The organism is Georgenia sp. Z1491, assembly GCF_057652395.1.
The window spans coordinates 2,441,439-2,464,048 of record NZ_CM172729.1 but is presented as its reverse complement, the minus strand read 5'-3'; the positions used below and the strand labels follow the sequence as shown (position 1 = coordinate 2,464,048).

At 74.7% G+C, this 22,610-nt stretch carries 21 protein-coding genes; 12 read left to right on the top strand and 9 right to left on the bottom strand.

Annotated elements, in window-relative coordinates:
• Nucleotides 1-26 precede the first annotated feature (26 nt).
• On the top strand, nt 27-308 hold the full coding sequence (locus tag AC24HA_RS11355; RefSeq protein WP_425709666.1) for a DUF6457 domain-containing protein: 282 nt from the start codon (nt 27-29) through the stop codon (nt 306-308).
• 70 nt (nt 309-378) lie between these two features.
• A complete protein-coding gene (locus AC24HA_RS11350) occupies nt 379-1,230 on the top strand; it encodes a TrmH family RNA methyltransferase (RefSeq protein ID WP_487563504.1) in 852 nt (283 codons plus the stop codon).
• Between the two features lie 90 nt (nt 1,231-1,320).
• On the opposite strand, the gene AC24HA_RS11345 is transcribed toward AC24HA_RS11350, so the two are convergent.
• From AC24HA_RS11345 to AC24HA_RS11325, 5 genes are all read right to left on the bottom strand, one after another.
• A complete protein-coding gene (locus AC24HA_RS11345; RefSeq protein ID WP_425709664.1) occupies nt 1,321-1,719 on the bottom strand; it encodes a type II toxin-antitoxin system VapC family toxin in 399 nt (132 codons plus the stop codon).
• Complete coding sequence (locus tag AC24HA_RS11340) at nt 1,716-1,988, bottom strand: type II toxin-antitoxin system Phd/YefM family antitoxin (RefSeq protein ID WP_425709663.1); 273 nt, start codon at nt 1,986-1,988, stop codon at nt 1,716-1,718. The genes AC24HA_RS11345 and AC24HA_RS11340 overlap by 4 nt, the downstream gene beginning before the upstream one ends.
• A 106-nt stretch (nt 1,989-2,094) precedes the next feature.
• Nucleotides 2,095-4,017, bottom strand: coding sequence for an HNH endonuclease signature motif containing protein (locus AC24HA_RS11335; protein ID WP_487563503.1), 1,923 nt, complete (start codon nt 4,015-4,017; stop codon nt 2,095-2,097).
• A 226-nt stretch (nt 4,018-4,243) separates the two neighbouring features.
• Nucleotides 4,244-4,771: a tRNA (cytidine(34)-2'-O)-methyltransferase gene (locus AC24HA_RS11330; RefSeq protein WP_463648429.1), complete on the bottom strand. Its 528-nt coding sequence runs from the start codon at nt 4,769-4,771 to the stop codon at nt 4,244-4,246.
• Nucleotides 4,772-4,847: 76 nt separating this feature from the next.
• Nucleotides 4,848-5,375, bottom strand: coding sequence for a YbhB/YbcL family Raf kinase inhibitor-like protein (locus tag AC24HA_RS11325; protein WP_425709661.1), 528 nt, complete (start codon nt 5,373-5,375; stop codon nt 4,848-4,850).
• Between the two features lie 190 nt (nt 5,376-5,565).
• On the opposite strand from AC24HA_RS11325, the gene AC24HA_RS11320 reads away from it, so the two are divergent.
• The 10 genes from AC24HA_RS11320 (at nt 5,566) to AC24HA_RS11275 (ending at nt 18,851) form a co-directional block, all read left to right on the top strand.
• Nucleotides 5,566-6,489, top strand: coding sequence for a hypothetical protein (locus AC24HA_RS11320; RefSeq protein WP_425709660.1), 924 nt, complete (start codon nt 5,566-5,568; stop codon nt 6,487-6,489).
• Nucleotides 6,486-8,174, top strand: coding sequence for a DNA polymerase Y family protein (locus tag AC24HA_RS11315; protein WP_425709659.1), 1,689 nt, complete (start codon nt 6,486-6,488; stop codon nt 8,172-8,174). The genes AC24HA_RS11320 and AC24HA_RS11315 overlap by 4 nt, the downstream gene beginning before the upstream one ends.
• A gap of 155 nt (nt 8,175-8,329) precedes the next feature.
• Nucleotides 8,330-8,653, top strand: a complete 324-nt coding sequence (locus AC24HA_RS11310) for a hypothetical protein (protein ID WP_425709658.1) — start codon at nt 8,330-8,332, stop codon at nt 8,651-8,653.
• A gap of 100 nt (nt 8,654-8,753) precedes the next feature.
• Nucleotides 8,754-9,374 carry a hypothetical protein gene (locus AC24HA_RS11305; RefSeq protein WP_425709657.1) on the top strand — a complete coding sequence of 207 codons (621 nt, stop codon included), beginning with the start codon at nt 8,754-8,756 and terminating at the stop codon, nt 9,372-9,374.
• Nucleotides 9,375-9,479: 105 nt separating this feature from the next.
• A complete protein-coding gene (gene dnaE / locus AC24HA_RS11300) occupies nt 9,480-12,992 on the top strand; it encodes a DNA polymerase III subunit alpha (RefSeq protein ID WP_425709656.1) in 3,513 nt (1,170 codons plus the stop codon).
• A gap of 125 nt (nt 12,993-13,117) precedes the next feature.
• Nucleotides 13,118-14,413, top strand: a complete 1,296-nt coding sequence (locus tag AC24HA_RS11295; RefSeq protein ID WP_425709655.1) for an MFS transporter — start codon at nt 13,118-13,120, stop codon at nt 14,411-14,413.
• Nucleotides 14,414-14,445: 32 nt separating this feature from the next.
• Nucleotides 14,446-14,955 carry a hypothetical protein gene (locus AC24HA_RS11290; RefSeq protein ID WP_425709654.1) on the top strand — a complete coding sequence of 170 codons (510 nt, stop codon included), beginning with the start codon at nt 14,446-14,448 and terminating at the stop codon, nt 14,953-14,955.
• A gap of 116 nt (nt 14,956-15,071) precedes the next feature.
• Nucleotides 15,072-16,550: a hypothetical protein gene (locus tag AC24HA_RS11285; protein WP_425709653.1), complete on the top strand. Its 1,479-nt coding sequence runs from the start codon at nt 15,072-15,074 to the stop codon at nt 16,548-16,550.
• Between the two features lie 217 nt (nt 16,551-16,767).
• Nucleotides 16,768-18,078 (top strand): gamma-glutamylcyclotransferase family protein, encoded by a 1,311-nt coding sequence (locus AC24HA_RS11280; protein ID WP_425709652.1) that lies wholly within the window; start codon nt 16,768-16,770, stop codon nt 18,076-18,078.
• 14 nt (nt 18,079-18,092) lie between these two features.
• Nucleotides 18,093-18,851 (top strand): hypothetical protein, encoded by a 759-nt coding sequence (locus AC24HA_RS11275; protein WP_425709651.1) that lies wholly within the window; start codon nt 18,093-18,095, stop codon nt 18,849-18,851.
• A 58-nt stretch (nt 18,852-18,909) separates the two neighbouring features.
• Here AC24HA_RS11275 and AC24HA_RS11270 read toward each other — a convergent pair whose 3' ends face one another.
• From AC24HA_RS11270 to AC24HA_RS11255, 4 genes are read right to left on the bottom strand one after another with little or no spacing between them, the layout of a single operon-like run.
• Nucleotides 18,910-19,515, bottom strand: coding sequence for a response regulator transcription factor (locus tag AC24HA_RS11270; protein ID WP_425709650.1), 606 nt, complete (start codon nt 19,513-19,515; stop codon nt 18,910-18,912).
• Nucleotides 19,512-20,714, bottom strand: a complete 1,203-nt coding sequence (locus tag AC24HA_RS11265; RefSeq protein WP_425709649.1) for a sensor histidine kinase — start codon at nt 20,712-20,714, stop codon at nt 19,512-19,514. Before AC24HA_RS11265 ends, AC24HA_RS11270 begins: the two co-directional genes overlap by 4 nt.
• The gene (locus tag AC24HA_RS11260; RefSeq protein ID WP_425709648.1) at nt 20,711-21,475 is read right to left on the bottom strand and encodes an ABC transporter permease; all 765 of its coding nucleotides are present in this window, start codon (nt 21,473-21,475) and stop codon (nt 20,711-20,713) included. Before AC24HA_RS11260 ends, AC24HA_RS11265 begins: the two co-directional genes overlap by 4 nt.
• Nucleotides 21,472-22,476, bottom strand: coding sequence for an ABC transporter ATP-binding protein (locus tag AC24HA_RS11255; protein WP_425709647.1), 1,005 nt, complete (start codon nt 22,474-22,476; stop codon nt 21,472-21,474). The genes AC24HA_RS11260 and AC24HA_RS11255 overlap by 4 nt, the downstream gene beginning before the upstream one ends.
• Nucleotides 22,477-22,610: the final 134 nt, after the last annotated feature.

The window sequence follows — 22,610 nt, the reverse complement described above, 5'->3', positions numbered from 1 at the left end:
GGCCAGGGCGTACGAAGGAGGAACGCGTGTCCGGAACGAAGCGGTTGCCTCCGGAGATCCTCGACGAGTGGCTCGTCGAGGCCGCCGACGAGCTCGGGCTCGACCCGGACGACGTCGACATCGACGTGGTGCTCGACCTGACGCGGGACGTCGCCCACGACGTCGCACGGCCCGCCGCGCCGCTCACTGCCTTCCTGCTCGGCCTGGCGGCAGGGCGCTCGGGCGACCCTGCCGTCGTCGAACCTCTCGTCGGCAGGCTCACCGAGCGTGCCGCCGCGTTCGGCAGGGCGCGCGAGCAGCAACCGTAGCGGGGCGTGACCAGGCCGACCCCGCGCCCGCGGGCACGGACGACGCGAGCGGGCGCCGGCGTCGGAGAATGTGTCAGTGCTCCTCACCGTCACCGACCTCGCCGACCCGCGCCTGACCGACTACCGCGACCTCACCGACGTCGCGCTGCGCGTGCGGACCGAGGAGCCCGCGGGGCTCTACATGGCGGAGTCCACGAACGTCATCACCCGCGCGCTCGAGGCCGGGCACCGCCCGCGGTCCCTGCTGACGGCGCCGCGGTGGCTCGACGACCTCGCGCCCGTCCTCGAGCGCGCCACCGGCGCCGGCGACGGGGGAGAGGTCCCGGTGTTCGTCGCCGAGGAGGCGGTGCTGCGCGAGATCGTCGGCTTCCGCCTGCACCGCGGGGCGATCGCGGCCATGCACCGTCCGGTGCCGCTGCCGCTGGACGAGGTCCTCGCGCCCGCGGACCGTCCGGCGCCGCGGCGGGTCGCGGTGCTCGAGGACATCGTCGACCACACCAACGTCGGGGCGATCGTGCGCAGCGCGGCGGCCCTCGGCGTCGACGCCGTGCTCGTCACCCCCAGCTGCGCCGACCCGCTCTACCGGCGGGCCGTGCGGGTCTCGATGGGGACGATCTTCCAGGTGCCGTGGACGCGGCTGACGTCGTGGCCGCACGGGCCCGGCGGCGTGGACGCGTTGCGCGCGGCGGGCTTCACCGTGGCCGCCGCGTCGTTGTCGGAACGGTCGGTCCCACTCGACGACGTCGCCGCGGACCCGCCGGAGCGGCTCGCCATCGTCCTGGGCTCGGAGGGGCATGGCCTCAAGCCGGCCACGTTGCGTGCCGTCGACCTCGAGGTGGTCATCCCGATGAGCGGCGGCGTGGACTCGCTCAACGTGGCCGCGAGCTCGGCGGTGCTGTTCTGGTCGACGCGGGTGCGGTGAGCTGCCGAGATCGCATCGACTCGGTGACTGCGCGCGAGCACGTCTTTGTCGCGACGACGCCCTGAACCTGCGACTCGGTGGCCCGGCGACCTACGGCACAGTGCCGATGCCCATGGCCTGCCCCACGTCGCGCATCCTGGAGTCGTCGGTCAGCAGCTGGACCTCGTCATCATCGGAGCTGAGCGTGGCGGCCGTCGCCAGGTGGATGGCGTCCAGGGTCCGCAGGTGGAAGGGCAGCTCGCCGGCCGAGTCGAGGATCGCTCGCGTGACGTCGACGAGATGGACGTATGCGAGAACCCTCGTCACCGAGGGCAGGGGAATCGACTCACGGAAGGCGATGCGGTGCATCTCCGTGCGCAGGAGGCGTGACGAGGCCAGAACGCTGCGCCCGTGCTTAGCCGCGCCGAACAACTGCTGGACCCGGTCGGTGCCCTCCTCCTCGAGCAAGAGCTTCAGAGCGGAGGATGTGTCGACGTAGATCACCGTCATCGCTCAGCGCGCGAGTCATCGACCAGCTGCGCCGCCGACGTGTCGTGCCGCTTCGGGGTCGGGAGGTCGGGAAGGTCGGCTGCAGGGGGCTCCACCCGCCCCTCGGCGAGCAGGCGCTCCAGCGGGGAGCGCTCGTCCGGTGGCGGTACGAGCATGGCGACGACCGTGCCGTGGTCGGTCACCTTGACGGGGCCGGTGCGCGCGACGGACCGCACGACCTTGCCCGCGTGCTGATTGAGCTCCCGGATGCTGACGGTGCGCTCGTTCATCGCTCCAGAGTAGCCGTTGTTCTACATGTAGACCATGGATCCGACGATCCCTGGGGAGCGTCCCCGTGATCGCGGTCCTGTGGGCTTCGCCGAGCCCGCCGCTCCCTCAGCCTTCGTGATCGATGGGGTCTGGGCCGGCGGCGATGGCTGACACGGTCCTTGGTGCGTGGATGCGTCGGCCGTTGCGGTCGTGGAACTGCCATTCGCCGGATCGCCGGGTGATGCTAATCGAGCGCGCGTGGACGAGGTCATGGTGGTGCCAGCACAGGAGGATGCCGTGCTCGACGCTGGTGGGACCGTTGTCGCGGGCCCACTGCAGGGAGTGGTGGATCTCGCCGAAGCCGGGTGGCTCGCCGCATGCCGGGAACTGGCAGTGGTGGTCGCGGGCGTGGATGGCTCGGGTCATGTTCGCGGGGAAGATGCGTTGCTCTCGACCGACGTCCAAGACGGTGGAGTCGGGTCCGAAGATCACCCGGGACAGTGCGCTGTCGCAGGCCAGACGGGCGAGCATCGCGGGCGGGATGGGGGTGCCGTCGTCCAGGGTCGCCGGGGTCGCGCCGGTCATCACCTGGTGGTCGATGGCGGTGGAGATGACGTGGTCGTCGCCAGGGGTCCAGCCGTCGAGCCAGTTCTGAGCCTCGTCGGAGAGGTCGACGAGGGTGGGGCTGGTACCGGGTTCGCGGGGTCCCCCGGGCCTTCGGAGTGCCGCGCGGTCGGAGTCGGGCGGGTACCGGGAGTCCGACGGTCCGGCGACCGGGCTGGGGTCGGTGCTGGGGCCCGTCGGGATGTCGATGACCTGTTCTGCGCCCGGCAGCCGGCTCCTGCCCGTGCTGCTGTCGGCCGGCGCGACGGCGTCCGGTGGGACGACGGAGCCGGTGGCTGCGGCCAGGGCGCGGAGCGTAGTGATGTCGACCGTGACGGTGAGGTGGGGTCGGACGCGGGCGTGGGCGCCCTGCAGGCCGGTGTCGAGGGACTGGTGGGCCAGGGAGACCAGGGCGGAGGCGCGTCGCTGGGCGGGGGTGCGGGTGTCGTCGGCGGCCTTGGTGCCCATGTGGGCGGTGAGTGCCTCGTCGACGATGCGGCCGGAGAGCTCGTCGAGCCAGCCGTGGACGTGGTAGCCGTCCATGGTGGGGGCGATGGTGAGCTCTTCCTTGGCGTCGGCCTGGCGCCAGGCGCGATCAGCGGCGTCGGGGTCGGCCATCGTGGCCCAGGCGGTGACGACCTTGTTGAACTCGTCGGCGGTCATGACCTGTGCCTGTGCGAGGAGGAACTCCTCTCCGATCTCGTCGTCGAGGAGCTGAGCCGTGAGCGTCGTCGTGCGCAGGGCGTGGCGGAGCAGCACGTTGACGTGCTCGATGCCGATGAGGCTCTCGCCCAGCGCGGTGCGGGTGCGAGGGAGGTGGTCACGCAGCGCGCGGGAGCGGGCCACCTCCTTGCCTGCCGCATGGTTCGTGGTGCCGGTGGTGTGCCGGACGAAGGCCGTGAAGGTCCGCCACCCCTCGATGGCCCACAGGCCGTTGGCCTCGGCCGCGGTCAGCACGCCGGCCCTGGCGGCCCCGAGCTTGCGCTCGACCTGTTCGAGCAGCTGATGTGCCTCGTGCACACGGCTTCCCGGCAGGGTGTGCCAGTCCGTGCCCGTGACCGCCTCACACGCTGCGACCACCTGCGCCAGCACGCCCACCGGGTCCGGCTCGGTGCCCGCGGCGGCGCTGTCGGCGAGGGAGGTCGTGCCAAGGACCGGAGTCGTGCTGTCGGTCGGCGCGGTGCCAGGACGCGCGGCCGGGTCGATCGTCACGGCCGTGTCGACCCCGGTGGTATCGAACGGCTCGTGCTCCGTGTCGGGGACGAGGGACTCTGTCATCCAGCTGCGCAGGTCGGCCTCGCTCAGGGTCATCTGGTCGAGGTCCTCGCCGGCAAGCGGATCCTCCGCGGCCCAGTCCCGCAGGGCCTGCACTTCGTACCAGTCGTCGAGCGCGTCGGAGAGCCTGTGGACGTCGATCTGCTCGATGTCAGTGGTCGTCGGCATCATTGCTCTCACCCCCTCGAAGCGCTGTGAACCTCAGCATAGTCGAACTGGTGTTCGAGCACAAGAGGTGTGGGGACGTGTTTCCGGCATCGGGGAGAGGGTGGGCGAGCCCCCGCCGATTGCGACAGGGCGGTTCGCCGATCCCGTGACGGGGCTGCACGGCTGGACCCTCGCCTGGGACGAGACCACATCGAGATGAGGATCGCTCTCGCCTCGGCCGGCACCGGCGTCAGGCGCCCCCGGGATAGCCGAGCTGCCGCCACGCCTCGTACGTGGCGACGGCGGCCGAGTTGGACAGGTTCATCGACCTGACGCCCGGCCGCATGGGGATGCGCACGCGTCCCGTCACCCCCGGGTGGGTGAGGACCTCGTCGGGCAGGCCGGTGGTCTCGGTGCCGAACATCAGCGCGTCGTCGGGGCCGAACCGCACCTCGCCCAGGCCGAGCTCGCCGCGGCCCGTCATCGCCCAGACCGACCCGGCGCCGGCGTCGTCGAGCGCCACGAAGCACGCCTCGACGTCCGCATGCACCCGGGTGTCGGCGAGGTCGTGGTAGTCGAGCCCGGCCCGGCGCAGGTGCGCGTCGGTCAGCTCGAAGCCGAGCGGCTCCACGAGGTGGAGGCGGGCGCCGACGCCGGCCGTCATGCGGATGGCGTTGCCCGTGTTCGGCGGGATGAGCGGGTGGACGAGGACGACGTGCAGCACCGGTGCATCCTCGCAGCACGCGACGACGCCCGGCAGGGCGGACCCGCCAGGCATCGTCGTCGGAGAATGTGTGCGGCCGGGCCTCGCGGGCCTCGGCGCTGCCCCGCTGGTCTCAGCCCTGCCGCGCGCCTCAGCGCTGGAACGTCGGCGTGATCAGGCCTCGGGCGATCGTGTGGAACACCGCCTGGAACGACACGGCCGTCGGCGTGGTGTCCTCCTCCACCTCGAGGGTGTCGACGTCGAGGGCGTGCACCGCGAAGACGTACCGGTGCGGCCGGTCACCCTCGGGCGGCTGAGGGCCGAAGTAGGACTGCTCGCCGCCGTCGTGCCGGACGTGGAACGCGGCGCCGGGCAGCATGAGGTCGGACTCGCCGGACCCGGCGGGCAGCTCGGTCACCGAGCTGTCGAGGTCGACCACAGTCCAGTGCCAGAACCCCGACGGCGTCGGTGCGTCCGGGTCGAAGCAGCTGACGACGAAGCTGCGGGTCTCGGCGGGGAAGCCGGACCATGCCAGGTGCGGCGACACGTTCTCGCCCCCGCCGGCGAACCGGGCGTCCATCGGCTGCCCGTCGGTGACGTCGGTGGACGTCACCGTGAAGTCGGGCACTGCGGGCAGCTTGTCGTAGGGGTGCTGGGCGAGCGGGCGGTCGAGGTTCATGACGGTCCTTTCCCTCCGGGGCCGCGCGTCGAGGCGCACCTCCAACCTAGGGGGAGCGGAGCGGGCAGGGGGCCAGCGACGCGCATGCGAGACGCGGCCCCCTGGTGCGGTGTCGGTGCCGCGTCCTAGCATCGTGTTCGAACAGACGTTCGGCGAGCGGGCCGATCGTGGGGAGCGGAAGGGGTGCGCGATGACGGAGCAGGTGGACCGGCTCGCGGCGGCGCGGGCCGCTCTCGTCCGCGCCGAGACCGCGACCGGCCTGCGCACGCGCCTGCGGGTGGTCGGCGGCTCCGAGGCACCCGACGGCGGTGCTCACCCGGGTGGGAACGTTCCCGACGGCGGGGCGCACCTCGTCGCCGACCGGCCGGCCGCGCCGGGGCGGGCCCGGGCGGAGGAGTCGCTGCCGGAGCGGGCCCGGGCGACGACGTCGGGCGACGCCGAGCACCTGCCCGTGCCCGCGGCGCTCGCGCCCCTGCTGCCCGCGGGCCTGCCGCGCGGCACGGTCACCCGCGTGACGGGCTCCGCCGCGCTCCTGCTGGCGCTCGCCGGGGCGGCGTGCGGGCAGGAGGGCTGGGCCGCGCTCACGGCGATGCCCGACGTCGGGTGGCGCGCCGCCGCGGCCGCCGGGCTGCCGCTGGACCGGGTCGTCGTCGTCCCAGACCCGGGGCCCGGGGCGCCGGCGGTGCTCGGCGCGCTCGTCGACGGCGTCGAGGTGCTCCTGGTGGGCCGCTGCACGGCGATGGCGCCCCGGGACCGGCGCTCGCTGCTGTCCCGGCTCAGGCTGCGCGGCTCCGTGCTGCTGACCGCGCACGCCTGGGAGGGGGCTGACGCCGTGCTGTCCGTCCACGGCCGGACCTGGCAGGGGCTCGCCCCGGGGCGCGGGATGCTCACCGCCCAGGAGGTCGACGTGTCGATCGACGGCCGGCGCGGTGCGGCCGCGGGCGGCTCCGTGCGGGTGCTGCTCGGGGCGGACGGCGTCTCCGCGCTGCCCGGGGACGCGGGCGTCCGCGGCGGGGCGCGTGCCGACGGGACACGAGGCGCTGTGGGCGACGACGTGCGGGACGGCGGGCGCCAGGTCGCCGGTACGGCCGCGTTGCGGGCGGTGGGCGCGTGAGGACCGGGACCATCGCGCCCACGGAGGCGATGCTCGACCTCTCGGCCCGGGAGGAGGCCGAGCCGGACGTCGCACCGCCGGCCGTGCGGCGGGTCGTGCTGTGGGTGCCGGACTGGCCGGTGGCCGCCGCCGTGACCGAGGGGCTCGTCGGCGTCGGCGACGCCGTGGGCATCCACGACCAGCGCGCCGTCGTCGTCACGTCCGTGGCCGCGCGGCGCGCCGGGGTGCGCCGCGGGATGCGGCGGCGCAGCGCCCAGCAGATCTGCCCCGGGATCACCCTGATCGCCGCCGACCCCGTCCGCGACGCCCGGGCCTTCGAGCCGGTCGCGCAGTCCGTCGAGGACGTCGTCGCCTTCGTCGAGGTGCTGCGCCCTGGGCTGCTCACCTTCCCCGCCCGCGGGCCGGTGCGGCACGCCGGCGGCGAGGAGGTGCTCGCCGAGCGGCTGGTCTCCGCCGTCGCGCAGGACACCGGTGCCGAGTGCCAGGTCGGGCTCGCCGACGGCACGCTCGCGGCCACCCTCGCTGCCCGGGCCGGGGTCGCCGTCGGCCCCGGCGAGCGGGTCACGCTGGAGTTCCTCGCCGCCCAGGACGTCGGCGTCCTCGCCTACGCCGCCACGAGCGCGCCGGCCTCCCGGGCCACCGCCGAGCTCGTCGACGTCCTGCGCCGCCTCGGCCTGCGCACCCTCGGGGCGCTCGCCGCCCTGGACGCCGCCGACGTCTCCGCCCGCTTCGGCCCCGTCGGCCTGACCGCCCACCGCCTCGCCCGCGGGCTCGACGCCCGGCCGCCCGCCGCGCGTCGGCCGCTGGAGGACGTCACGGCGTCGACCGTCCTCGACCCGCCCGCCGAACGCAGCGACGTCGCCGCCTTCGCCGCCCGCGCCCTCGCCGAGGACCTCGCCGAACGGATGCGGCGCCGCGGCGTCGTGTGCCGTCGCCTCGAGGTCCGCGCCCGTACCGAGGACGGCGCCGAGCTCATCCGCACGTGGGGGCTCGACGGACCGCCGACCGCCGCCGAGCTCACCGACCGGGTGCGTTGGCAGCTCGAGGGCTGGCTCTCGGGCCGCTCGGGCCGCCCACCCTCGGCGCCGCTCAACCGGCTCTCGCTCGTCGCCCAGGAGGTCACCCCGGCCGGCGCGCTGCAGGACGTGCTGTGGGGGCCCGGGCGGCGCGGCCGCCTCCAGGCCGAGCGCGCCGCCCTGCGCGTCCAGGGGCTGCTCGGCCCCGAGGCCGTCCTCGTCCCCGTCCTCCAGGGCGGCCGCGACCCCCGCTCGACCACGCGGCTCGTCGCGTGGGGCGACGACGCCTCGCCCCTGCGCCGCCCGGACGCCCCCTGGCCCGGGGCCACGCCGGACCCGTGGCCCGCGACCGTGCTCGACGAGCCCCGCCCGGTGCGCCTCCTCGACGCCGACGGCGCGGACGTCCGCATCGGCGCGCGGGGCCTGCTCAGCGCCGACCCTGCGCAGGTGCTGCTGACCGACGAGCCGCGCCGGATCGCCGGCTGGGCCGGGCCGTGGCCCGTCGTCGAGCGCTGGTGGGCCAGGCCCGGGCACGGGGCGGCCGGCGCCGGGGACGTCACCGACCGTGATCGCGTCTACCTGCAGGCCCGGCTCGTCGGCGACGAGCCCCAGGCCGTGCTCCTCGTGGGGACCTCCGCCGGCTGGCTGCTCGACGCCGTCTACGACTGAGCCCCACGGGCGCGCGGCGCGCCAGGGAGAGGCGGAGATATCCTCCGCCGTGACGAGGGTCGGACCGGGCGGTGCCGTCTGCAGGTCCGTGCCGGGTCGCCAGGGAGACGACGGAGCACGCGGCTCGGTGCAGAGCCGGTGAGGTGGTGGTGTACATGGAGGTCGCGCTGCTCGTGCTCATCGGCGTGCCGCTGCTGCTGCTCGCCCTCGGCATCTCGATCACGGCGCGGGCGGTCGCCTCGCTCCGGGAACGCTCCGTGCCACGCGCCGCCGGGATCCTCCGGGTCGTCGCCGGCGTCGGCGTGGTGGTCTGCGCGCTGCTGCCCGCGCTCGTCCTCGTCACCGAGGTGCAGTACGGCGTGGTGGCATTCCCCGTCCTCGGTCTGGTGGGCGCGGCGGTGTGGGGGAGTCTGTTCCTGGCCGCGGCCGCCGTCGTGGAGGGTGTGGCGCGTCGCCGGAGGCCGTGGCACGAGCGCTGAGCGGTGCACGCGGGCCGCGCGCCCGTCCTGGCCCGTTGCGACAGCGTGCGGCGCGGGGGGATAGCCTCGGCGGTACCCGTCATCCGCCAGGAGGAGAGCCATGACCCAGCAGAACGCGACCGCTCCCTCGGGCTCCGTCGTCGGGCGTCAGGACCCCGACGCCGTCCGCCCGCCGCACGCCTCGTCCCCCGACTCGGCGGGCCGGCCGACGCTGCCGGGTCGCGTCGGCGACGCGAGCTCGGCCTGGGCCCCCGCATCCGCGGCCACGCCCCTGCGCGCGGAGGACGCGCGTCACGGCGAGGCCGCCGCTGACCTGCCCAGCGCCGCGATCGCGGGCGGCGCCGTCGCCGCGTGGATGGCGCTGCCGGACGTCCTGCACGGGCGGGGCGCGCGCGCCGTCCTCAAGCTCGGCATCCTCGGCGGGGTGACGGCCTGGACCGTCGTCCAGTCCCGCGCGCACAAGGCGAAGCTCCCGAAGGGTGTCGTGACGTTCGGGTCGAACCGTCCGCGGCCCCACGCCCCGGACCCGCAGTCCCGCGGCGCGCGCATCGCCCGCACCGCGGTCTACGGGGGAGCGGCGTTCGCGGCGCTCGTCGTCGTCGACTCGCTCGGGCACCAGGGCGCAAAGTTCCTCGGCGCCCGTGGGATCCCCGCCCCGCACACCTTGCTCGGCCTCGCTGCCGGCGCGGCGACGGCGGTCGGCGTCACCTCCCGACGCTGACCCCGGCAGGGCGCCCCCCGCCCGTTCGACGACGTCTGACCTCCCCGCTAGTCTCGAACGCACGTTCGAGATCCGAGCGTCGTCGCGTCGATCGGGGAGGTGGCCGTGGGTGCCCGCTACGCCGAGCTGCACGCGCACTCGGCCTTCTCCTTCCTCGACGGCGCCAACCTGCCCGAGGACCTCGCCGCCGAGGCCGCCCGCCTGGGCCTGGAGGCGCTCGCGCTGACGGACCACGACGGGCTGCCCGGCGTCGTCCGGCTCGCCGAGGCCGCCCGCACCCTCGGCCTGCCCACGGTCGTCGGCGCCGAGCTCGGCGTCGGGTCGACCGGGCGGACCTCCGCCGCGGCCGGCGGCGGCACCCACGGGCTCGGCGGACCGGCCGACCCCGACGGCACGCACCTGCTCGTCCTCACCCGGGGCCGCGAGGGGTACGGGCGCCTGTCCGCCGCCATCTCGCACGCCCACCTCGCCACCGGCGTCAAGGGGCGGGCGCGCTACGACCTCTCGGAGCTGGCCGACACCGCCGACGGGCAGTGGGTGATCCTCACCGGCTGCCGCAAGGGAGCCGTCCGCCGCGCGCTCGAGCCCGAGCGCGGCCGCTTCGCCCCGGCCGCGGCCGCCCGCGAGCTGGCCCGCCTCACCGAGATGTTCGGGCGGGACAACGTGGCCGTGGAGATCAGCGACACCGGGGACCCGCTCGACCAGGTCCGCTGCGCCGCCCTCGCCCAGCTCGCCGAGGACGCGGGCCTGCGGCTCGTGGCCACCGGCGGCGTGCACTGCGCCCGCCCGCAGGACGCGGCGCTCGCCCACGTCATGGCCGCCACCCGGGCCCGCGCCTCGCTCGAGGAGATCGACGGCTGGCTGCCCGCCGCGCCGGCCCACCTGCGCTCCGCGGAGGAGATGCTCCGCATCCACCGGCACCACCCGCACGCGGTGACCGCCGCGGCGGACCTCGCGGCCGAGCTCGCGTTCGACCTGCGGCTCGTCGCCCCGGACCTGCCGCCCCACCCCGTGCCGCACGGCCACACCGAGGCCACGTGGCTGCGCGAGCTCGCCCACCGGGGGGCCGAGCAGCGCTACGGGCCACGCGGCGCCGAACGCATCCCCGGCGCCTGGCAGATGATCGACCACGAGCTCGGCATCATCGACGAGCTCGGTTTTCCCGGCTACTTCCTCATCGTCCACGAGATCGTCCAGTTCTGCGTGGACAACGGGATCCTGTGCCAGGGCCGCGGCTCGGCCGCCAACTCCGCCGTCTGCTTCGCCCTCGGCATCACCGCCGTCGACGCCGTCACCCACCGCCTGCTGTTCGAACGCTTCCTCTCGCCCGGCCGATCCGGTCCGCCGGACATCGACCTCGACATCGAGTCCGGCCGCCGCGAGGAGGTCATCCAGTTCGTCTTCGAGCGTTACGGCCGTGAGCATGCCGCCCAGGTCGCCAACGTCATCGCCTACCGGCCCCGCTCCGCCGTCCGGGACGCCGCCCGCGCGCTCGGCCACGGCACCGGCCAGCAGGACGCCTGGGCCAAGAGCGTCGAGCGGTGGGGGTCGCTCCGCACCCCCGACGCCGGCGGTGAGGTCACCGGCGCAGCACCGGGCCCCGACGCCGCAGCCACCTCCGCGGGGCCACCCGGTCCGGGGGAGCGCACCTGGTGGACGGTCGAGACCGTCGGCCGCAGCGGCGTCGCGCCCACGGTCGCCTCCACGCCCGCCCCCGAGACCGCCCCGCCGTCCGCACCTGCCCCGGGCGCCGACGACGTCTCCGCCATCCCGGACGACGTCGTCGACATCGCCGAGGAGCTCCTACGGCTGCCCCGCCACCTGGGCATCCACCCGGGCGGGGTCGTGCTGTGCTCGCGCCCCGTCGTCGAGGTCTGCCCCGTCCAGTGGGCCACCATGCCCGGCCGCACCGTCCTGCAGTGGGACAAGGACGACTGCGCCGACGCCGGCCTGGTGAAGTTCGACCTCCTCGGCCTGGGCATGCTCACCGCCCTGCGCCTGGCGTTCACCGAGCTCACCGGCCGGGGCGTCCTCGGCGTCGACGGTCGCCCGCTCGGCCTGCACAACCTCCCGCAGGACGACGACGCCGTGTACGACCTGCTGTGCGCCGCGGACACCGTCGGCGTCTTCCAGGTCGAGTCCCGCGCCCAGATGGCCACGCTCCCCAGGCTCCGGCCGCGCACCTTCTACGACCTCGTCGTCGAGGTCGCGCTCATCCGCCCCGGCCCCATCCAGGGCGACTCCGTCAACCCCTACATCAACCGCCGGCTCGGCCGGGAGCCCGTCACCTATCTCCACGACCTGCTGCGCCCGGCCCTGGAGAAGACCCTCGGCGTCCCGCTGTTCCAGGAGCAGCTCATGCAGATCGCCATGGACGCCGCCTCCTTCACCCCGGCGGAGGCCGACCAGCTCCGCAAGGCGATGGGCTCCAAGCGGTCCGAGGAGCGGATGGAGGCCCTGCACGCCCGCCTGCTCGACGGCATGGCCGGCAACGGCATCGCCTGCGACGTCGGCGAGCAGATCTTCCACAAGCTCAGGGCCTTCGCCGACTTCGGCTTCCCCGAGTCCCACTCGTTCTCGTTCGCCTACCTCGTCTACGCCAGCGCGTGGCTCAAGGTCCACCACCCCGAGGCCTTCTACTCCGCCCTGCTCGGCGCGCAGCCCATGGGGTTCTACAGTCCGCAGACCCTCGTCGCCGACGCCCGGCGGCACGGCGTGCGCGTCGAGCGGGCGAGCATCAACGGCTCCGGCGTGCACGCGAGCGTCGTCGACACCACCCCCGACGGCGGACGGCCCGACGACGAGACCCCCGACGACGAGACCCCCGGCGGCGTCGCCCCCGTCGAGGCCGTGGCGCGCCTCGTGCGGCCCGACCCCGGGCTGGCGATCCGCCTCGGCCTGGCCCCCGTGCGGGGCGTGGGGGAGGAGGCCGCCGAGCGGATCGTCGCCGAGCGCACCCACGGCGGCCCGTACGCGAGCATCGCCGACCTCGCCGGACGGGTCGACCTCACCGCCGCCCAGCTCGAGGCCCTCGCCACCGCCGGTGCGCTCGACCTCGGCGGGGACCGGCGCCAGGCGCTGTGGACGGCCGGTGCGCTCGCGGGCGCGCACGGCACCACCCGCCGTTCGTCGTCGGGGGAGCGCTGGGTCCAGCCGCCCCTGCCGGGCACCACGCCCGGCATCACCGCTCCCGAGCTGCCGGCGATGACCGAGGTCGAGACCGCCGTCGCCGACGTGTGGGCGAGCGGCGTCTCCCCGGGCACCTACCCCACCCAGTACCGCCGCGCCGACCTCGACGACGCCGGCGTCCTGCGCCTCGCCGACCTGCCCCGCGCCGAGCCGGGCCGCCGGGTCCGTGCGGCCGGCGTCGTCACCCACCGGCAGCGCCCGGGCACCGCGCGCGGCGTCACGTTCCTCTCCCTGGAGGACGAGACCGGGCTCGCCAACGTCGTGTGCTCCGCGGGCGTGTGGGCTCGGCACCGGCAGGTCGCCCGCACCTCCGCGGCCCTGGTGATCCGCGGCATCGTCGAGAGCGCCGACGGCGTGACGAACCTCGTGGCCGACCGCATCGATCCGTTCAGCCTCAGCGTCGCCACCACCTCCCGCGACTTCCGGTGACGCCCGGCGGGCCTGCGACAGGCGTCCCACGCGCACCGCGCGGGAGCGGGCCGCGCGTGACCGTTACCCCCGCCACCCAGTGGCCGCTCGGCCGAACCGCGGGCCGGCCGTCCTAGGGTGACCGGGTGAGCAGCCCCTCGGTCGGCCACCGCAGCGGTGAGCCGGCCTTCCGCCGCGCGCTGCTCGCCCTGTTCGCCATCGGCATCGGCACGTTCGCGATGATCTACTCCGTCCAGCCGCTGCTCGCCGTGGCGGCGACGGACCTCGACGTCTCCGCCGCGTCGGGGACGATGCTCATGACCGTCACCACCTTCGCGCTCGCCGTCGCGGTCCTCCCGCTGGCCCGCCTCTCCGAGTGGTGCGGCCGCAAGCCGATCATCATCGGCGGGCTCGCCGTCTCCGTCGTCACCGGGATCGCGAGCGCGATCGCACCGAGCTTCGCCCTCATCCTCGTCCTGCGCGCCGTTCAGGGTGCCGCGCTCGCGGGCGTCCCCGCCGCGGCGCTCGCGTGGGTCGCGGAGGAGATCCACCCGAGCGCCATCACGCGCGTGGGCGGCCTGTACATCGCCGGCAACACGCTCGGCGGCATGGGTGGGCGGGTGCTCGCCGGCTTCGCCTCGGAGCTCGTCGGCTGGCGCGGCGCGATCATCGTCGTGTGCATCCTCGGTGCCGTGGTCGGCCTCGCCGCGCACCTCCTCCTGCCGACCGCGCAGGCGTCGCCGGCCCGCAGCTCCGGCGCGGCGCTCGCCGCCAGGCCCGACTCCGCCGAGGCGCGGCGCAGCCGGCTCGTCCTCTACGGCCTGGCGTTCCTCGGAATGGCGACCTTCGTCGGCATCTACAACGTCCTCAGCTTCCGCACCTCCCTGCCGCCGTACTCGCTCGGAGCCGGCCTGGGCTCGATGTTCTACCTGTCCTACATCGCCGGCACGTTCACCTCGACGTTCGCCGGCCGCCTCGCCGACCGCACAGGAATCAGGGCCGGTGTCCTGCTCGGCCTCGCGGTCTGCGTCGGGGGAGTGCTCATCACGCTCGCCACCTCGATGGTGCTCATCTGGGCGGGACTGTTCCTCCTGGCGGGCGGCTTCTTCGTGGTCCACTCGCTCGCCTCGGCCAACGCGGCCCGGCTGAGCCCCAGGCCGTCGGACGGGTCCGGGAGGTACACGCTCTTCTACTACCTCGGGTCCTCGGTCGGCGGCGTCCTCCTGGGCCTCGCCTGGGACCTGGGTCAGTGGGGCGCGACGGCCGCCGGCGCCGTCGTCCTGCTGGTGCTCGCCACGGTGCTCGCGCTGTGGCTGCCCAGGCGTCCGCCCGCCGGAGCGCCGCCCGGCGGGGCGGCTCCTGCCGGAGCTCCGCCTGGAACACCGCCCAGCGCGGCGCCCGGCGCACCCCCGCCCGGCACGGCGCCGCCCGCGTCCGCGTGAGACGCTAGGACCCGCGCACAGAAAGGGAGTCCATGGCCCGCATCCCGCTCGCCAAGCTGCTCAACATCGCCGTCGTCGCCGGACCGGCCATCTGGAAGATCGTCTCCCGGTACGGCCCCGTCCTCATCGACATGCGGAACAAGAATCCCGCGGCGTTCGACAAGGTCGCCGGCTCGGTCAAGGGGCTCGCCGGCTCGGTGCGGCCCGGCCCGGGGAACCTCACCTCCCAGGCCGAGGTCGTGCGCAAGCAGATCAACTACCTCGTGGCCTCGGCGGACGACGACGCCGAGCTCGCCCGCGTCGGCGGCTGGCGCAAGCGCCTGGAGAAGATCGAGGCCGCGATCCCGCTGCTGGACGCCATGAGCCCCAAGGTCCGCAAGACCCAGCTCAAGACGCTGCGCGCCCAGCTCGACGCCCTCGCGGCCGAGGTCCTCGACGCCTTCATCGGCGAGCAGGCCGAGGACGCCGGGCTCACGCAGGCGGGACCCGCGCCGGCCGGAGCCGCGCAGATCGACCCCGCGCCCCCGCCGTCGGACGGCTGAGCCGCAGACCCCGACGCCCGCGTAGCGGGGGTACCTCGCTCGTGAAGCATGGGTACTTCTCCCCGAAGGCAGGAATATCACGCGTGCCGTCGGAGCAGCGTGATTAGATCGGGGGTATGACGAACCCGCCGAACCCCGGCTCGCCCGAGTACCCGGGAACCCCTCAGCCCGATGACAACCAGCCGGAGGCGGCGGACGACGACGTCGAGGCGACCATGCTCGCCCGCCGTCCCATGCCGACCTACGGGCAGCAGCCGCCCGCTCAGCCGCAGCCCGGCGGCTACGGTCAGCAGCCCGGTCAGCAGCCCGGTCAGCAGCCGCCGGTGCAGCCGGGTGGCTACGGCCAGCCGTCGCCGTACGGCCAGCCGCAGCCCGGTGCCCAGCAGGGCGGCTACGGCCAGCAGCCGCCGGCTCAGCAGCCCGGTCAGCCCTCCCCGTACGGTCAGCCCCAGCAGGGTGGCTACGGCCAGCAGCCGCCGGCTCAGCAGCCCGGTCAGCCCTCCCCGTACGGCCAGTCGCCCGACCAGGCCTCGCCCTACGGCCAGCCGCAGGCCGGCGCGCAGCAGGGCGGTTACGGCCAGCAGGCGCCGGCTCAGCAGCCCGGACAGCCCTCGCCCTACGGCCAGTCGCCCGAGCAGGCCTCGCCGTACGGCCAGTCGCCCGACCAGGCCTCGCCCGCCTACGGCCAGCAGGCCGGCTACGGCTCGGCCGCCGGGTCCCCGAACGCCTACGGCTCATCGGCGTCGGCCCACGAATCGGCGGCGTCCGCCGGTCACGCCGCCGGCTACGGCCAGCAGGGCGGCTACGGAGCCCCGGGCCAGCAGCCCGGTCAGTACGGACAGGCCGGCGCCTACGGCGCGGCGGCGACGTCCTCGAGCGCCGGCGCCGGCATCGGCCCGTTCAAGCTCTTCCCGCCGGCCATCGCCGGGTGGGTGATCCTCGGGATCGGTGTGCTGTCGTTCGTCGCGACGCTGCTGCCGTGGTGGTCCGTCGAGTACACGATGTTCGAGACGACGACCAGCGAGAGCGGCAACGGCTTCGGCGACTACACGGCCTACGCCATCCTCATTCTCTTCGCGGCGATCGCCGCCGGCGTGGGCGGGTTCTTCATCGCCCGCCGCATGATGACCGGCATCGGCACGCTGGCCGCGCTGGGCGGAGCGGCCGTCATCTTCCTCTTCGGCCTCATCGGATTCTTCGACGCGAACGGCGACGTCGGCACCGCGAGCGACGCGTTCGCCGGTGGCTCGGGCGGTGCGAGCCTCGGCTTCGGCGTGATCCTCATGCTGATCCTCGCGATCGCGGCGCTCGGCGTCGGCGCGTGGATCGCGCTGACCTCGCTCGGCGTCATCAAGGGCGGGGAGACGCCGACCGGTCAGCCGGCCGGTGGCTACGGTCAGCAGGGTGGCTACGGCGGTGGCCAGCCCGGCGGTTACGGCCAGCAGGGCGGCTACGGCGGTGGCCAGCCCGGCGGTTACGGCCAGCAGGGCGGCTACGGCGGCGGTCAGCCCGGTGGCTACGGCCAGCAGGGTGGCTACGGCGGCGGTCAGCCCGGTGGCGGCTACCAGCCCGGTGGCTACGGCCCGCAGGGCTGACCAGCTCCCACCGCACGACGACGGGCGGCCCGGCGCGCACGCGCCGGGCCGCCCGTCGTCGTGCGGGCACGTGACGGAGCCGGGAGACAGCTCCACGCCCATAACGCCTTGCTGATTCCACCGGTCGGCTGGTTCACTACGCCTGTTCCCCCTCGCGCGACCGGTGTCCGGGCCGTTCGCGCGCCGTCCCACGACACCGAGGCAGGTGGACGCGCCGATGCGTTCAGGACGATCCAGGACCGAGATCACGACGCACGAGGACCCACGCCGCGGCCGGCGATCGGCGCCCGCACGCCGACGACGACGCTGGACCGCACGGGCGGCCGCGGGACTGGCGGGCGCGACCCTGCTGGGTGCCGCCGCCGTCGCCCCGGCCACCGGCCGTGCCACGGGAGGTGAGGTCGGCGGCGAGGGTGACGACTACTTCCTGTCCAACAGCATCAGCACGGTCGGCGAGATCGAGTTCAGCTACGGGCGCCCCGGCGACCGCCTCTACGTCGGCGACTGGAACGGTGACGGGACCGACACCCTCGGCGTCCGCCGCGGTCGCACCTACTTCCTGCGCAACTCGCTGACCCCGGGCCCGGGCACCGTCATCGCGTATGGCGCCGCGGACGACGTCACCTACGTGGGCGACTGGGACGGCGACGGCCGCGACTCCTTCGCCGTGCGCCGCGGGTCGGTCTTCTACATCCGCAACGCCGCCGGCTCCGGCGCGCACGACGCGACCCTGGCCTACGGCCGGGCCTCCGACGACGTCCTCATCGGCGACTGGGACCGCAACGGACGTGACGACGTGGCAGTGCGCCGTGGCAACGAGTACTTCTTCCGCACCTCGCCCGGCGACGGTCCCGCGGACCGCGTGGCCACCTACGGTCGCGTCGGCGACGAGGTGCTTGTCGGTGACTGGAACGGTGACGGCTTCGACACCCTCGGCGTCCGCCGCGGTCGCACCTACTTCCTGCGCAACGCGATCAGCACCGGCGTCGCCGACGTGACGATCGACTACGGCCGACCGGACGACGTGGCCATGGTGGGCGACTGGGACGGCAACGGCACCGACACGCTCGGCGTGCGCCGCCCGTCACCGCCCCCGCCGCAGCCCGTCCAGTACCCGATCGCCTCCTACGGCACCCTGCGCACGGGGCAGCCGGCGCACCACGTCGTCCACTCCGACGCCGTGCGGGAGCGCACCCTGCGCCTGCCGGGCTTCGACCTGTGGCTCACGCCGCGCACCGAGTTCGACTGGCCGTGGGCGATCCCGAACGGGGCGAACACCAGCGGCATCGTGGCGGAGGCGTTCTGGTTCGCGCCGGGCGAGTACAGCCGGATGATCGCCAAGGTCGACCGGTGGGAGGGCTACGACCCGTCGCTCCCGCTGAGCCGCATGAACTACACGCGTGAGCTGCGGGGCACCGACGTCTCGGGCCAGCTCGCGTGGGTGTACGTCGCGACCCCCTGGCGGGTGGCGTACGCGCACGACATCGGGTGGATCGTCCGCAGCGGCGACTACGTCAACAGGTACTGACGGGGGAGACAGGCATGCGACCGATCACGAAGACCCTGCTCGCGGGAGGCGCCGCCCTCGGCGTCGGGCTCCCGCTCACGCTGACGCTGACCGCCGGTGCCGGGCCGGCCCGCACCTCCCCGGTCGACGACGCCGGGGACCCCGTCCCGCTGTCCCTGGCAGAGGAGGTCCCGGTCGACGCCGGCTCGCTCCTGCCGGACGGCGTCGCCACCACCACGGGCGACCGGCCCGCCGCGCCGGGAACCGACTCGTCCACGGACTCCTCGTCCGACGGCCCCGACGACGGCGCGTCCGGCGACGCCGCGCCCGAGCTCGTCGGCGACCACCTGCTGCGCGACGTCGGCCAGGTCGCGGGCCTCGCCGACGACGACGGCGAGCCGCTCGTCGAGCTCGTCGTCACGTCGATCGAGACCGCGCAGAGCTGCCCCAGCCGCGTCGACGAGCAGTTCGACCCGGTCAACGGGCACTTCCTCGTCGTCGAGGTGACCGCGGCGATGGCCGAGGCGGCGGGCGCGGAGGCGGAGAACCCGGAGGACGTGTTCCTGCCCCTCGCGGCCGACTTCTTCACCGTCCTCGGCCCGGACGGCACCGAGCAGCCCGGGACGCTGACCGACGCCTCGTGGTCCTGCTACACGCTCGACGAGCTCGTGGCGCCCTCGCTGCTGCCCGGCGAGACGGACTCCGGCTACGTCGTCCTCGACGTGGCCGCCGAGAGCGGCACGCTCGTCTACGACCCGTCGGGCACCGGGAGCGGCTGGGCCTGGGAGTACTGACGCGGCCGGACCGGACCAGCGCACGCCCGGAGCCTGCCCTGCTCCGGACCCGCCGGCCTCAGAGCCAGCCGCGCTCGCGGGCGACCTGTGCCGCCTGGGCCCGGGTGCTCGAGCCGGTCTTGCCGATCGCGCTCGAGAGGTAGTTCCGCACCGTCCCGGGCGAGAGGTGGACGGCGGCCGCGATCTGGGCGACCGGCGAGCCGTCGAGGGTCGCGCGCAGCACGTCGCGCTCCCGGTCCGTCAGCGGGTTCGCGCCCGCCGCGAGGGACTCCGACGCGAGCGAGGGGTCGACGACCCGGAGCCCAGCGTGGACCCGGCGCACGGCCTCGGCCAGCTCGCCCGCGGGGGTGTCCTTGACGACGAACCCGCTCGCGCCCGCCTCGAGCGCCCGCCGCAGGTAGCCGGGCCGGCCGAAGGTCGTCACCACGAGCGAGCGCGTGGTGGGCAGCTCGGCGGCCAGCGCCCGGGCGGCCTCGATGCCGTCGAGCCCGGGCATCTCGATGTCCAGCAGGCACACCTGCGCCTCGGACGTGCGGGCGGCGGCGACGACCTCGTCACCGCTCCCCACCTGGGCGACGACCTCGATGTCGCCCTCGAGGTCGAGCAGCGCGGCCAGCGCGCCGCGCACGAGTGCCTGGTCGTCGGCGAGCAGCACCCGGATCACAGCAGGACCTCCAGCCTCGTGCCGGTCCCGTCCGGCCCGGGGCCGACCGTCACGGTGCCGCCTGCCTGGCGGACCCGCTCGCGCAGCCCCCGCAGGCCGTTGCCCTCGCGCCCGGACGTGCCCCGTCCGTCGTCGTCGACGACGAGGCTCGACCCCGACCAGCGCACGGTGCACCTGCTCGCCCCCGAGTGCCGCACGACGTTGGTGACGGCCTCCCTCAGGGCCCACGCGAGGGTGATGCGGTGCCGGGGGTCGACGACGTCGGCGTCGCCGGGCAGGTCGACCGCGATGCCGGCGCCCGCGAGGGCGACCTGGGCGGCCTCGCGCTCGTCGACGAGGCGGGCGACCCGCAGGCCGGCCACGGTGGCCCGGATCTCGGCCAGCGCCTGCCGGGAGAGCGAGCGCACCTGGGCGATCTCGTCCTTCGCGCGCCCGGGGTCGACGTCGACGAGCCGTTCGGCCAGCTCGGACTTCACGGTGATGACGGTGAGGGAGTGGCCGAGCACATCGTGCACGTCGCGGGCCACGCGGTCGCGCTCGGCGGTGATCGTCAGCTCGGCCTCGAGGCGGCGCTGCCGGTCGGCGCGCTCGTCGAGGCGCACGGGGATGAAGCAGGCGACCGCCACGAGCAGGATGATCGGGCCGAAGAGCCACCAGGGTTCGTCGGCGGGCGCGATCAGCCAGGGTCCGAGCGTCGCCGCGAGGAGCACGCCGGCCGTGAAGATCATCCCGGGCAGCGGGGGGAACGTGTAGATCGCGAGCGCCACGAGGTAGGTGCACATGGCGAACGCGTTGAATCCCAGCGAGAGGCCGACCGTCACGGCCAGGACGACGAGCACGGCGAGGTACCTGATGCCGTGCCGGACGCGGTCGGGACCGGCGCACTCGGGGAGCGTGCGGAACGCCCAGCAGTAGACGACCGCGAAGACGGCGATGAGCACGAGGTCGAGCACCTGGAGCAGCACGGGCTCGACCTGGTCAAGCACGGCCAGGACCGGGAAGATGAGGAAGACCAGCCAGATGGCGGCCATCAGCCAGCCGATCTGGTCCCACGGGTCGGTCGACGACCGGGCCTCGTCCACGTCCGAGGTCCCGGCGGGCGTGGGCGAGCGGTCGGCCGGTTGCGCGGGGGCGGGCCGGGGGTCCGCGACGTGCGGCGCCCCGGACCTCCTGTCCTGCTCCTCGCGTTCGTCGATCATTGGCGCGCCCGTCCGCGCCGCACGTTCCACACCGCCAGGGCGGCGAACACGATCGTCCACACGACGAGGTTAACCACGGGTACCCACAGGGGTTCCGCGGGACCGGGGTCGCCCATCCCGGTCTGGAGCGGGACACCGTCGGTGACGGGCCGGCGGGCGAGCGCGACGTAGCCGTAGAGCGGCGTGAACGTGGCGATCTGCAGCATGATCCCGGACAGCGGGAAAAACACGTTGCCGAGGAAGGCGAGGACGACGAGCAGGCCCGACGCTGCGCTCACCGACGCCTCGCTGCGGAAGATCTGGCCGACGGCGAGGCCGAACAGCGCGAACGTCACGGCCCCGACGACGATGACCGCGGCGGACAGCACCCAGGCCGCGGGGTCGCCCGAGGCGCCCGTGACCGCGCCGAGGACATAGATGAGTGTGACCGGGACGAGCGAGACGACGAGCGCGACGGAGGCCTTGACTGCGACGAACCCGGTGTCGGTCATCGGGGTCAGCCCCAGCTGCCGGCCCCAGCCCTGCATCCGCTCGACCGCGGCCATCCCGCCCAGGCTCGTCGTGGCGGTGACCGCGCCGTAGGCGGCCATCGCGATCATCACGGTCATCGCCACGTTGCCGTGCGCGAGCTCGATCTCGCCGTAGGACTGCACGGCGCCGAAGATCACGTAGAGGACCGCGGGCAGGATCCCGACGAAGAACAGGGCCGTGACGTCGCGGCCGAGCCGCGTCATCTCGATGCGGAAGTAGGTGGCGTTCATCGCGTGGCTCCGAGTGTCGAGGCGCGGGCCCCGGCGACGTCGTCGCCGTCCGGACTGTCGAGCGGGGCGCGACCGGTGATCGAGACGAACGCGCTCTCCAGCGAGCCCGAGGTGATCTCGAGGCTGCTTCCGCCGAGCTCGGTGAGCAGCGTCCGTGCGACGAGGTCGGTGTCGGTCGCACGTACGGCGACCCGCGTGCCGTCGGCCCCGACCGAGTGCACGCCCTTCAGCGCCCGCAGGCCGGCGACGGTCGCGTCGAACCGGGCGGGATCGACGTCCGCCGTCACCGTCCGACCCGACGCGCGCGACCGGATCTGCGCCGTCGTGCCGTCGGCGACGATGCGGCCGTCGGCGACCATGACGATCCGGTCGGCGAACGCGTCGGCCTCCTCGAGGTAGTGGGTGGCGAAGACGATCGTGCGCCCGGCGTCGGCGTCGTCGTGCATGGTCGACCAGAAGTCGCGGCGGGCGGCGACGTCCATTCCGGCGGTGGGCTCGTCGAGGACGATGAGGTCCGGGTCGGGCAGCAGGGCGAGCGCGAACCGCACGCGCTGCTGCTCGCCGCCGGAGCACTTGGCGATCCTTCGGCCCGCGATGCCCGAGATGCCGGCGCGCGCCATGACGTCGTCGACCGGCTCGTGGGACGGGAACGTCGACGCGACGAGGGTGACCGTCTCCCGCACGCTGAGGTCCCGCAGCAGGCCGCCGGACTGGAGGACCGCGGAGACTCGCCCGGCGGCGACCGCCTCGCGCGGGGGACGGCCGAACACGCGGGCGGTCCCGGCGCTCGCCTCGGTCAGGCCGAGGACGATGTCGAGCGTCGTCGTCTTGCCGGCACCGTTGGGGCCGAGGAACGCGACGACCTCGCCCGGGGCGATCGTCAGGTCGAGCCCGTCGACGGCCCGGACGACGCCCTGTCCGGTGCCGAACGTCCTGCGCAGGCCGACGAGCTCGACGGCGGGCGGGACCGACGGCGGAGCGGCGGGTGCAGGTGCGGTCATGCCCCGAGCATGGGCGTGGCGCGGGCGAGTTCGCGATGGGGTGGTGTCACGAGGTCCGTGTGACACCTGTCAGGCGGGAACGGTCGCGCGGGACGAGGGGCGCGGGACGAGGTGCCGGGGCGAGGGAGCAGGCG